We start from the raw sequence: 11,863 nt of genomic DNA on the forward strand, positions 1-11,863 counted from the left end.
ATCCCAACCCCCAATAAGAGGAGCATTTTCGTGACTGAGCGTATTGTTCTGGCCTACTCCGGTGGCCTCGATACTTCCGTAGCCATCGGCTGGATCGGTGAAGCCACCGGCGCCGAGGTCATCGCCGTGGCTGTCGACGTCGGACAGGGCGGCGAATCGCTGGAAACCATCCGCCAGCGTGCCCTGGGCTGCGGCGCCGTTGAAGCCTACGTGGCCGACGCATCCGATGAGTTTGCCAACGAGTACTGCATGCCCGCGCTGAAGGCCAACGCCCTCTACCAGGGCCACTATCCCCTGGTCTCCGCCATCTCCCGCCCGGTCATCGTCAAGCACCTGGTCAAGGCCGCCCGTGAATTCGGCGCCACCACGGTTGCCCACGGCTGCACCGGCAAGGGCAACGACCAGGTCCGCTTCGAGGTGGGCATCCAGACCCTCGGCCCGGACCTGAAGTGCATCGCCCCGGTCCGCGACCTCGCCCTGACCCGCGACAAGGCCATCGCCTTCGCCGAGGAAAAGGGACTGCCGATCGAGACCACCAAGAAGAACCCGTACTCGATCGACCAGAACGTCTGGGGCCGCGCCGTCGAAACCGGCTACCTCGAAGACATCTGGAACGGCCCTACCAAGGACATCTACGACTACACCGCCGCTCCGGAGTTCCCGCCGGCACCGGACGAGGTCATCATCTCCTTCGAAGCCGGCATTCCGGTAGCGATCGACGGCGTCCGGGTCACCCCGCTGCAGGCCATCAAGGAACTGAACCGCCGTGCCGGCGCCCAGGGCGTTGGCCGGATCGACGTCGTCGAGGACCGCCTCGTGGGCATCAAGTCCCGCGAAATCTACGAGGCCCCCGGCGCCATGGCACTGATCACGGCGCACAAGCACCTCGAGGACATCACGGTGGAGCGCGAGCAGGCCCGCTTCAAGGCCACCGTGGGCCAGCGCTGGTCCGAACTGGTTTACGACGGCCAGTGGTTCTCACCGCTCAAGCGCTCCCTGGACGCCTTCATCGATGACACCCAGAAGTACGTCTCCGGTGACATCCGGATGACCCTGCACGGCGGCCAGGCAGTGGTCAACGGACGCCGCTCCGAGACCTCGCTCTACGACTTCGACCTCGCCACCTACGACACCGGTGACACCTTCGACCAGTCCATGGCGCGCGGCTTCATCGAGCTGTGGGGCATGTCCGCCAAGGTTGCCTCCGGCCGCGATATCCGCGTCGCAGGCCAGTAGCCCCGTGGCTGAGCAAAAGTCCGAGGCTACAAACACGGGCGCACTGTGGGGCGGCCGCTTTGCCGGCGGCCCCGCAGATGCCCTCGCGGCACTGAGCAAGTCCACGCACTTTGACTGGCGGCTGGCCCGCTACGACATCGCCGGCTCCATGGCGCACGCCCGCGTGCTGCACAAGGCCGGCCTGCTGGACGACGCCGAGCTCGACGGCATGCTGGCAGCGCTGAAGGAGTTGGACGGGGACGTTGCGTCCGGCGCCTACCTGCCGGCGGAATCCGACGAGGATGTGCACGGCTCGCTGGAACGCGGACTGATCGAGCGTGCCGGGACCCAGTTGGGCGGCAAGCTCCGCGCCGGCCGCTCACGCAACGACCAGGTGGCAACGCTGGGACGGATGTTCCTGCGCGACCACGCCCGGATCATCGCCCGCGGCGTGCTTGCCACGATCGAGGCACTCGTGGACCAGGCCAAGGCGCACCACGGTGTTGCCATGCCCGGCCGGACCCACCTGCAGCATGCCCAGCCGGTCCTTCTCAGCCACCACCTGCTCGCCCACGCCTGGGCTCTGCTGCGCGACGTGCAGCGCCTGGCCGACTGGGACAAGCGGGCCGGGGTTTCGCCCTATGGTTCAGGCGCCCTCGCCGGCTCCTCCCTGGGCCTGGACCCGGAGGCTGTGGCAGCAGATCTGGGTTTCTTCTCAGCAACGCACAACTCGATCGACGGCACCGCGTCCCGCGATGTCTTTGCCGAGTTTGCCTGGGTGACGGCCATGATCGGTGTTGACCTCTCGCGGGTGTCGGAAGAGGTCATCCTGTGGGCCACGAAGGAGTTCTCCTTTGTGACCCTGCACGATTCCTATTCCACCGGTTCCTCGATCATGCCGCAGAAGAAGAACCCGGACGTAGCTGAGCTGGCACGCGGCAAGGCCGGGCGCCTGATCGGCAACCTGACCGGGCTGCTGGCTACTTTGAAGGGCCTGCCGCTCGCGTACAACCGCGATCTGCAGGAGGACAAGGAGCCGGTCTTCGATGCCGCCGACACCCTGGAGCTGCTGCTTCCGGCTGTCTCGGGCATGATCGCCACGTTGAAGTTCAACACCGAGCGGATGGAGTCCCTGGCACCGCAGGGCTTCGCGCTGGCCACGGACATCGCCGAATGGCTGGTCCGGCAGGGGGTTCCGTTCCGCGAGGCCCACGAGCTCTCCGGAGCAGCCGTCAAGCAGGCCGAAAGCCGCGACGTCGAGCTGTGGGACCTGACGGATGAGGAATACGCTGCCATCTCGGAGCACCTGACCCCGGAAGTCCGGACAGTCCTGTCAACGGAGGGCTCGCTCAACAGCCGCAATTCCCAGGGCGGCACCGCACCGGCCGCCGTCGAACGCCAGCTGGTTGCACTGGAAGCCGAGCTCGCCGGCGTGCGGGAGTACGCGCGCTAGCAACGCTCTCTCACTTGATGCACGTTTTGGGCCATCGCTCTCGCACTTTCTTCAAGAAAGTGCGAGAGCGTTGCCGGTTTTGATGCATCAAGTGGGAGAGCGTTGTGGGTTCGCAGCGGACATCCCGCCGCGCTGCGGAGCTTAGGGTGGGGGAATGAGCGAATCCTTCCGCGACAAACTCCGGGCCCTGCCGGACTTCCCGCCCGACCTGCCGCACTTCGACCCTGGTACGGCGCCGGCGGACCCGGCAGCGCTGTTCAGGCAGTGGCTGGAGGAAGCGCTCGCTGCCGGTGTGCTGCAGCCGCATGCCTGCAGCCTGGCCACCGCGGACAGCGCCGCCCAGCCATCGTCCAGAATGCTCATTCTGAAGGACCTCGACGACGACGGCTGGCACTTCGCCACGGCCCGCACCTCGCGCAAGGGCAAGGAACTCTCGCTCAACCCCAAGGCCGCACTGAATTTTTTCTGGCCGGAGCAGGGCCGCCAGGTCCGCGTGGCCGGAACGGTGGTGGAGCTCTCCGCAGAAGCCTCAGCGGCGGACTGGGATGCCCGGCCCGGGGCGGACGGCAGCACCAACGCCCAGTGGCAGCTTTATGCCCTGCAACCTGCCGAGGTCGAATTCTGGCAGGCCAGGCATGACCGCCGCCACATCCGGCACCGCTACGGTCCGGGCGGAAATCTCCTTAGCTAAGGTGTCCGGGCCTCACGGGCCAGCAGGCTTTCCTTAATGGCGAGGCCCCACCGGAAGCCGCCCAGGGAACCGTCTGTCCGGATCACCCGGTGGCACGGAACGAACAAGGCTGCAGCATTAAAGGCGCAGGCACTGGCGGCAGCCCTCACGGCTCTGGGATTTCCGGACAGTTCGGCGTATTCCGTGTAGGTCACCGGAGCCCCGGGACGGACTGTCCGCAGGACGTCCCAGGCATGGGCTCGGAACGGTCCGGACTTCTGCTGCACGGGCACGGCCATCGCCGGGCCTGGGTCCCCGGCGTAGAACGCCTCCACGGCACGGGAAATTGGCCCAAGGTCCGTCACGGCCTCAACATCGGCGGGCCGCAGCTTCGGGTGGATCTGCCCGGTCAGCTCGCCAGGTTCGGCCGTCCAGCCGGAGGCCAGCACCACGCCGTCCTGGGCAAGGATGGTGAACGGGCCATCCGGGGTGGTCATCTGCAGAAGCTGGGCTTTCATGGCATCGCTTTCTCTGGAACGTTGCTCGCAAGTCTGGTGTTCGAGCCGGTGGAGGTTTTTGGTCCTGCGGCAGCCCGCCACAGGTGCATCGTGGCATAGGACCGCCAGGGGCTCACTTCGTGGAACTCCGGGTCTGCGTCAGGGTTGACCGCCGCCGTGTCCAGCCCGGCCCGCGCGGCGAGGGCCCGGATTCCGTTCCGCACCGCCGCATCATTGGCCAGGAACACGTCCGGCGCTCCCAGGACGCGCATTGCCACGTAGCCCACCGTCCACGGACCAACTCCGGCAAGGGGAAGCAGCTTGGCGGTCAGGCCCTGCAGGTCATCGCCGTAGCCGAAATCCAGCACGCCGGATGCCATGGCGCACGCGGCCGCGCGCGCGGCATCAATCCGGCGCTGAGGGCCCCGCAGCAGCTTGTAGCCTGCTGCCGCGATCTCTTCCGCGGTGGGGAAAAGCCGTTCCAGTCCATCGCCCGGGGCTGCGCAAGCACTGCCCGCTGCCGAGAGCTGTGTCAGTGCCGTGCGGGCCGCCGCGACGGTGACCTGCTGCCCGATCATGGCCCGTACGAGGAGCTCCTGGGGGTCCACCGCACCGGGGAGCCGCATGCCCGGGACCTCCGCGACTGAGGCGGCAAGGCGCGGATCGGCTGCCAAAGCGTCGTCGATCGCCACGGGATCGGCGTCCAGGTCAAAGAGCCGGCGCACCCTGCTCAGCAGCGCAGGCAGGTCCCGCAGGTCCACCGCGCCGACGGTGAGGGTCAACGGGCGCCCGGTGGCGCCGTCGTCGTACTCCACACTGAAGCGCGCGTCACCGTGGGGGAGCCGCAGCGTGCGGGCGTACGACGTCGGCGTCCCCGCCTCGATCCCAGGAATGGCCCTGACAGCCAGGAAGGAAAAGACGCCGGGATCGAACGGTTCACGGTAGGGGAGGGTGAGCGTCAGTGAGGCCGCGGCGGCAGTTGCCGGGTGGTGCCTGGCGGTGGAGCGCAGCGCCGTGGGGGTCATGGCGAAGACCTCCACCATGGTTTCGTTGAACTGCCGGACGCTGCTGAAGCCTGAGGCGAAGGCGATGTCCGCCAGCTTCATGGACGTGGAAACCAGCAGCGTGCGCGCGGTCTGGGCGCGGCTGGCCCGGGCCAGGGACAGGGGGCCGGCGCCGAGCTCGTGGCTCAGGATCCGGTTCAGCTGCCGGGCGGAGTAGCCCAGCCGGGCGGCCAGGCCCTCAACGCCGTCGCGGTTGATCACGCCGTCATTGATCAGGCGCATGGCCCGTCCCGCCAGGTCCTGCCGGATGTTCCACGCGGGAGTGCCGGGAACCGCCTCGGGGAGGCAGCGTTTGCACGCCCGGTAGCCGGCGTCGTGCGCTGCGGCGGACGTTTCGTAGAACGTGACATTGGCGGCTTTCGGCGTCCGCGCCGGGCAGGACGGGCGGCAGTAAATGCCGGTGGTCCGGACCGCGGTGTAGAACTGCCCGTCGAAACGGGTGTCCCGTGCGTCGATCGCACGGTAGCGCTGCCAGAAGTCCATGCCCTCTATCCTGCCAGCAGCAGACACCCCCTGCTAGCGGAAATCGGACATCGCCGTAGGAGTTTGGGTAGAGTCGAAGCATGACCGTCCGCAGGCCCAACGACCCCGACGAACCCCGTGATGGACTCCGGGCCCTGCTCTCGGGCGACGCTCGCCGGGTTGCACCGCAGCTGCTGGGAGCCGTGCTGAGCCACAACAGCCATGAGGGAACCGTCGCCGTGCGGATCACCGAGGTGGAAGCGTACATGGGGCCGGGCGACTCGCTGCACCCTGACCCGGGCTCACACACCTTCCGGGGCCCGACACCGCGCAACGAGCCGATGTTCGGCCCGGCGGGATACCTGTACGTGTACTTCACTTACGGAATGCACTACTGCGCCAACATCGTCTGCGGACCGGAAGGCTCGGCGTCGGCTGTCCTCCTGCGCGCCGGCGAAGTGGTGGAAGGGCAGCACCTGGCCGGTGTGAGGCGGCCGACGTCGAAATCCGCACTCGACCTGGCGAGCGGCCCGGCCCGGCTGGCCACCACCCTGGCCCTGACCACGGCCGACAGCGGCCGGGACGTACTCACCGAGCCGTTCGAACTGCGGCTGCCCCCGGTCCCCGCCGGGGAAGTCAGTTACGGACCCCGGGTGGGCGTATCGGGTCACGGCGGCTCCGACGCCTACCCGTGGCGGTTCTGGCTGACGGGGGACCCCACGGTGTCCCGCTATAAGGCGGCCAAGCTCCGCCCCGCCAAGGACCGCCCGGCCACGTTTCAATCGCGTTAACCGAAATGGTTGTAGAATGGACGGTCTGTCTTTTGCGATAGGGGAACGTTTAATGCTCGACGCCGATTTGGCCCACGAACGGGACTATGTTGCCGGCCTGTATGCGCGGCTGGAAGAGCTCCGCGCGGAAAAGCGCAAGCAGTTGGCGCAGGTCCGGCGGGCCGGTGCCGTTGGCACCATGCAGAATGTTTCCGAGCGGGATGCTTTCGCAGCCCTCTACGAGGACCGGCTCGCGCAGCTCGATGCTGTGGATGACCGGCTCGTTTTCGGGCGCCTTGACCTGGATTCCGGTGAGGCCCAGTACATCGGGCGCATCGGCCTGACCACGGATGACCTGCAGCGGCTCATGGTTGACTGGCGCGCGCCCGAGGCCGGGCACTTCTACCAGGCCACCGCTTTCGACCGGCAGGGCGTCCGCCGCCGCCGGCACCTGATTCTGCAGGGACGTGAAGTCAAGGCCATCGAGGACGACGTCCTGGACGCGGACATGCTTGCGGACAACGCGTCCCTCCAGGGCGAAGGCGCCCTGCTGGCCGCGCTCGATTCCAAGCGCACCGGCCGGATGTCGGACATCGTTGGCACCATCCAGTCGGAACAGGACCGCATCATCCGGTCGCCCATGTCCGGCGCTTTGGTGGTCCAGGGCGGCCCCGGCACCGGCAAGACAGCCGTTGCGCTGCACCGCGCCGCCTATCTGCTCTACACCCACCGGGAACGGCTGAAGACTGCCGGTGTGCTCCTGGTGGGCCCGTCGTCGTCGTTCATGAAGTACATCGAACGAGTCCTTCCCTCACTGGGTGAAACCGGCGTGGTCATGGCCAGCGTGGGACGCCTCATGCCGGGAATCAATGCGGTTGCCGAACCCGAGGCGGACGTCGCGGCCATCAAGGGGCGCCTGGACATGGCCGATGTTGTGGCCAACGCGGTGGCGAACCGCCAGCGGATCCCTGCCGAGGACCGCATCCTTGAAGTTGACGGCCGCAAGCTGGTGCTGACCCCGCGCCAGGTCCGCCGGGCGCGTGAGCGTGCACGGTCCACAGGCAAACCCCACAACGAGGCACGCCTGACGTTCGTCAAGATCCTGCTGCGCGAGCTGACCGAACAGCTGACCGAGCTCGTGGAGGCCGGGAGCCTGGGCAACAACGCCGACCGCTCCTACCTGGCTGAAGACGTCCGGTCCGCGCGGGACGTCAGGATCACGCTGAATCTCTGCTGGATGCCGATGACTCCGGAAAAGCTGATCAGCGAGCTCCTGAGCAAGCCCGCGGTGCTGGCTGCCTGCACGCCGCACCTCACCCTGGCGGAGCAGGCCCTGCTCCTGCGCCCGGCCGATGCGCCCTGGACTGAGGCGGACGTTCCGCTGCTGGATGAAGCTGCGGAGCTGCTGGGCGAGCTCGACCCGGCTGCCGGACGCGGACTCGCCCAGCAGGAGCATGACCGCGCCCGTGACCTCGCCAACGCCAAGCAGACGCTGGTGAACATGGGGGACATGGGGGTCGATGTCCTCATCACCGCCGAGGAACTGGCGGACCAGAACCAGGAGCGCGAGACGCGGCAGACCGCTGCCGAACGTGCCACTTCCGACAGGACGTGGGCTTTCGGCCACATCGTGGTGGATGAGGCACAGGAGCTCTCGCCGATGCAGTGGCGACTGCTGGTCCGCCGCTGCCCACTGAAGTCCTTCACGATTGTGGGGGACATTGCCCAGACGAGTTCGGTGGCCGGAGCCAACTCCTGGCAGGCAGCCCTGGCACCGATGTTCGGTGACCGCTGGCACCTGGAGGAACTGACGGTCAACTACCGCACGCCCACCCAGATTGCCGAAGCAGCCGCCCGGATGGCCAACGCCGCCGGCCTGGTGGTGTCCGTGCCGAAGGCCGTCAGGGAGGGCCGCTGGTCGCCCTTCATTGACAAGGTTGATGCCGGTCAGGTGGTAAGCCGCCTCGTGGAGGTGCTCCCCGAAGAACTGGAAGCGCTCGACGGCGGCCTGCTGGCGGTTATTGCCGACGGCGACCTCCTTCCGGAAGCAACCGCAGCACTTCGTGCCGTGTACGGCCGCCGCATCGGCAGCGGTGCCGGCAGCTACGAGCAGGACATCGTGGTCATCAGCCCGCGCGAGGCCAAGGGCCTGGAGTTCGATGGGGTAGTGGTCCTGGAGCCGTCCATGATGCTCAACCACGAGCACGGCCGGGTGGGAGACCTGTATGTAGCGATGACCAGGCCAACCCAGCGGCTCCGGCTGATCGCCGCCGCCGGGATTCCGGCCGGCATCGAACACTAAGCCTGCTGTCCTGCTGTGGACGCCCGGCGCCGTATGTTTCGGCGCCGGGCGTTGCCAATCCTGCTAACTTAGAGTCGTGCCAGAACTCAACGATCTCGAATCCCAGCAGAACGACCCCTCCTTCGCCAATGTGTGGCAGGAACTGAAGTGGCGCGGCCTTGTCCACGTTTCCACTGATGAAGAGGAACTGGAAAAGCTCCTCGCCGGCGAGCCGATCACCTATTACTGCGGGTTCGATCCCACGGCGCCCAGCCTGCACCTGGGAAACCTGGTCCAGCTCCTGCTCATGCGCCGGCTCCAGCTGGCAGGCCACAAGCCGCTGGGCCTGGTGGGCGGCTCCACAGGGCTGATCGGTGATCCGCGGCCGACGGCGGAACGAACCCTGAACACCAAGGACACCGTCAATGAATGGGTGGGTTACCTGCAGGCGCAGGTCCGCCGCTTCCTCAGCTTCGAGGGCCCCACCGCGGCCCGTATGGTCAACAACCTCGACTGGACCGCACCCCTGAGTGCCATTGATTTCCTGCGTGAGATCGGAAAGCACTACCGCGTCGGCACCATGCTCCGCAAGGATGCTGTTGCGTCCAGGCTGAGTTCCGATGAGGGCATCAGCTACACCGAGTTCAGCTACCAGATCCTGCAGGGCATGGACTACCTCCAGCTGTTCCGTGACTACGGCTGCGTGCTGCAGACCGGGGGCTCGGACCAGTGGGGCAACCTCACCAGCGGTACGGAACTGATCCGCAAGGTGGAGGGCAAGAGTGTCCACGCCCTGGGTACGCCGCTGATCACCAACTCCGACGGCACCAAGTTCGGCAAGAGCGAAGGCAACGCCATCTGGCTCGACGCCGGCATGTGCAGCCCTTATGCCTTCTACCAGTTCTGGCTCAACACCGCTGATGCGGATGTGGTGGACCGGCTCAAGGTTTTCACCTTCCTGAGCAGGGCGGAGATCGAAGCCCTGGGAACCTCTGTGGCGGAGCGCCCGTTTGCACGCGAAGGCCAGCGGAAGCTGGCGTACGAAGTTACCTCGCTGGTGCATGGGGTGGAGGCCACGGAGAAGGTCATCGCCGCCTCCGCTGCGCTCTTCGGAAACGGGGACCTTTCCGCGCTTGACCGGGCCACCCTTGAAGCGGCCACTTCTGAGCTTCCGTCTGCCCGTGTCCTTGTGGACGGCCTGGGCATTGTTGACCTGCTGGTGGCGTCCGGCCTTTCCGAGAGCAAGTCCGCGGCCCGCAGGACAGTCGGCGAAGGCGGTGCCTACGTGAACAACGAGAAGGTTTCAGATCCGGAGGCCGTCATTTCCGAATCCGAGCTGCTGCACGGCCAGTACCTGCTCCTGCGCCGCGGCAAGAAGAACCTCGCCACGGTGGAAGTGCTGGTTCCGTAACCCTTTCTTTCCCTCATTGCACGCTCCTCCGCAGCCGATTTGCACGGCCGCGGGGGAGCGTGTAATGTTTTCTGAGTCGCCGCCGCTGAGTGGCGACAAACCCCCTTTACAAGAGAAGCAATTCTTCATGTGCACAGCACGTAAATGATGAAAAGCTTCACTTTTGTCTGGGCGGATTCATTCCACCAGGTGAATATCGGGAAAATAACCCGGATTTGCAAAGTGAATAAGGATGAAATAAGCTAGAAACATCGCAGCGAAGAAATACGAAATAAGAATTCATGGAAATGAACTGTTTCGGGAATATTCGAATGTGTCTGTTGTTTGAGAACTCAATAGTGTGCCAAGTTTGTTGATACCAATTGTTTTATTGATTGGTTGTTTTGGCCAGGCCTGTCCATCCCGTGGATTGTGGTCTGGTTTTTACAGCTGGTTTCAAATTTTGCGATCATTTTGTCCCGTTTTCCCGGGGCTGGTGGTTGTGTTCGTTTTTGTTTTACTTCAACGGAGAGTTTGATCCTGGCTCAGGATGAACGCTGGCGGCGTGCTTAACACATGCAAGTCGAACGATGATCCCAGCTTGCTGGGGGATTAGTGGCGAACGGGTGAGTAACACGTGAGTAACCTGCCCTTAACTCTGGGATAAGCCTGGGAAACTGGGTCTAATACCGGATATGACTCCTCATCGCATGGTGGGGGGTGGAAAGCTTTTTGTGGTTTTGGATGGACTCGCGGCCTATCAGCTTGTTGGTGAGGTAATGGCTCACCAAGGCGACGACGGGTAGCCGGCCTGAGAGGGTGACCGGCCACACTGGGACTGAGACACGGCCCAGACTCCTACGGGAGGCAGCAGTGGGGAATATTGCACAATGGGCGCAAGCCTGATGCAGCGACGCCGCGTGAGGGATGACGGCCTTCGGGTTGTAAACCTCTTTCAGTAGGGAAGAAGCGAAAGTGACGGTACCTGCAGAAGAAGCGCCGGCTAACTACGTGCCAGCAGCCGCGGTAATACGTAGGGCGCAAGCGTTATCCGGAATTATTGGGCGTAAAGAGCTCGTAGGCGGTTTGTCGCGTCTGCCGTGAAAGTCCGGGGCTCAACTCCGGATCTGCGGTGGGTACGGGCAGACTAGAGTGATGTAGGGGAGACTGGAATTCCTGGTGTAGCGGTGAAATGCGCAGATATCAGGAGGAACACCGATGGCGAAGGCAGGTCTCTGGGCATTAACTGACGCTGAGGAGCGAAAGCATGGGGAGCGAACAGGATTAGATACCCTGGTAGTCCATGCCGTAAACGTTGGGCACTAGGTGTGGGGGACATTCCACGTTTTCCGCGCCGTAGCTAACGCATTAAGTGCCCCGCCTGGGGAGTACGGCCGCAAGGCTAAAACTCAAAGGAATTGACGGGGGCCCGCACAAGCGGCGGAGCATGCGGATTAATTCGATGCAACGCGAAGAACCTTACCAAGGCTTGACATGGACTGGAAATACCTGGAAACAGGTGCCCCGCTTGCGGTCGGTTCACAGGTGGTGCATGGTTGTCGTCAGCTCGTGTCGTGAGATGTTGGGTTAAGTCCCGCAACGAGCGCAACCCTCGTTCTATGTTGCCAGCGCGTTATGGCGGGGACTCATAGGAGACTGCCGGGGTCAACTCGGAGGAAGGTGGGGACGACGTCAAATCATCATGCCCCTTATGTCTTGGGCTTCACGCATGCTACAATGGCCGGTACAAAGGGTTGCGATACTGTGAGGTGGAGCTAATCCCAAAAAGCCGGTCTCAGTTCGGATTGGGGTCTGCAACTCGACCCCATGAAGTCGGAGTCGCTAGTAATCGCAGATCAGCAACGCTGCGGTGAATACGTTCCCGGGCCTTGTACACACCGCCCGTCAAGTCACGAAAGTTGGTAACACCCGAAGCCGGTGGCCTAACCCCTTGTGGGAGGGAGCTGTCGAAGGTGGGACTGGCGATTGGGACTAAGTCGTAACAAGGTAGCCGTACCGGAAGGTGCGGCTGGATCACCTCCTTTCTAAGGAGCACCTACA

At 64.7% G+C, this 11,863-nt stretch carries 8 protein-coding genes and 1 rRNA gene; 7 read left to right on the plus strand and 2 right to left on the minus strand.

What is annotated here, in order from left to right; translation table 11 throughout:
• Positions 1–30: 30 nt before the first annotated feature.
• The 3 genes from ABIA70_RS09405 to ABIA70_RS09415 all read left to right on the plus strand — a co-directional run bounded on the left by ABIA70_RS09405 (position 31) and on the right by ABIA70_RS09415 (position 3,359).
• Complete coding sequence (locus ABIA70_RS09405; RefSeq protein ID WP_354147309.1) at positions 31–1,236, plus strand: argininosuccinate synthase; 1,206 nt, start codon at positions 31–33, stop codon at positions 1,234–1,236.
• A 4-nt stretch (positions 1,237–1,240) separates the two neighbouring features.
• On the plus strand, positions 1,241–2,668 hold the full coding sequence (argH, locus tag ABIA70_RS09410; RefSeq protein ID WP_354147310.1) for an argininosuccinate lyase: 1,428 nt from the start codon (positions 1,241–1,243) through the stop codon (positions 2,666–2,668).
• Positions 2,669–2,822: 154 nt separating this feature from the next.
• Positions 2,823–3,359, plus strand: coding sequence for a pyridoxine/pyridoxamine 5'-phosphate oxidase (locus tag ABIA70_RS09415; protein ID WP_354147311.1), 537 nt, complete (start codon positions 2,823–2,825; stop codon positions 3,357–3,359).
• On the opposite strand, the gene ABIA70_RS09420 is transcribed toward ABIA70_RS09415, so the two are convergent.
• Together ABIA70_RS09420 and ABIA70_RS09425 are read right to left on the minus strand one after the other, a co-directional pair.
• Positions 3,356–3,856, minus strand: a complete 501-nt coding sequence (locus ABIA70_RS09420; protein WP_354147312.1) for a methylated-DNA--[protein]-cysteine S-methyltransferase — start codon at positions 3,854–3,856, stop codon at positions 3,356–3,358. The genes ABIA70_RS09415 and ABIA70_RS09420 overlap by 4 nt on opposite strands.
• The gene (locus ABIA70_RS09425; RefSeq protein ID WP_354147313.1) at positions 3,853–5,382 is read right to left on the minus strand and encodes an AlkA N-terminal domain-containing protein; all 1,530 of its coding nucleotides are present in this window, start codon (positions 5,380–5,382) and stop codon (positions 3,853–3,855) included. The genes ABIA70_RS09420 and ABIA70_RS09425 overlap by 4 nt, the downstream gene beginning before the upstream one ends.
• A gap of 80 nt (positions 5,383–5,462) precedes the next feature.
• Here ABIA70_RS09425 and ABIA70_RS09430 point away from each other — a divergent pair, with 80 nt between their 5' ends.
• The 4 genes from ABIA70_RS09430 to ABIA70_RS09445 all read left to right on the plus strand — a co-directional run bounded on the left by ABIA70_RS09430 (position 5,463) and on the right by ABIA70_RS09445 (position 11,847).
• The gene (locus tag ABIA70_RS09430) at positions 5,463–6,152 is read left to right on the plus strand and encodes a DNA-3-methyladenine glycosylase (RefSeq protein ID WP_354147314.1); all 690 of its coding nucleotides are present in this window, start codon (positions 5,463–5,465) and stop codon (positions 6,150–6,152) included.
• A 52-nt stretch (positions 6,153–6,204) separates the two neighbouring features.
• The gene (locus ABIA70_RS09435; RefSeq protein WP_354147315.1) at positions 6,205–8,433 is read left to right on the plus strand and encodes a HelD family protein; all 2,229 of its coding nucleotides are present in this window, start codon (positions 6,205–6,207) and stop codon (positions 8,431–8,433) included.
• A 76-nt stretch (positions 8,434–8,509) separates the two neighbouring features.
• Positions 8,510–9,823, plus strand: a complete 1,314-nt coding sequence (tyrS, locus tag ABIA70_RS09440) for a tyrosine--tRNA ligase (protein WP_354147316.1) — start codon at positions 8,510–8,512, stop codon at positions 9,821–9,823.
• A 501-nt stretch (positions 9,824–10,324) separates the two neighbouring features.
• A 16S ribosomal RNA gene (locus tag ABIA70_RS09445) occupies positions 10,325–11,847 on the plus strand.
• The last annotated feature ends 16 nt before the right edge of the window (positions 11,848–11,863 follow it).

This window comes from Arthrobacter sp. 754 (genome assembly GCF_040548695.1).
Taxonomy (GTDB): Bacteria; Actinomycetota; Actinomycetes; order Actinomycetales; family Micrococcaceae; genus Arthrobacter.

What these genes read in the sequence shown, in the direction of transcription:
- ABIA70_RS09430 (WP_354147314.1), top strand. Translation starts at nt 5,463, where the DNA reads ATGACCGTCCGCAGGCCCAACGACCCCGACGAACCCCGTGATGGACTC.
- ABIA70_RS09420 (WP_354147312.1), bottom strand. Translation starts at nt 3,856, where the DNA reads ATGAAAGCCCAGCTTCTGCAGATGACCACCCCGGATGGCCCGTTCACC.
- ABIA70_RS09435 (WP_354147315.1), top strand. Translation starts at nt 6,205, where the DNA reads ATGCTCGACGCCGATTTGGCCCACGAACGGGACTATGTTGCCGGCCTG.
- ABIA70_RS09415 (WP_354147311.1), top strand. Translation starts at nt 2,823, where the DNA reads ATGAGCGAATCCTTCCGCGACAAACTCCGGGCCCTGCCGGACTTCCCG.
- ABIA70_RS09425 (WP_354147313.1), bottom strand. Translation starts at nt 5,382, where the DNA reads ATGGACTTCTGGCAGCGCTACCGTGCGATCGACGCACGGGACACCCGT.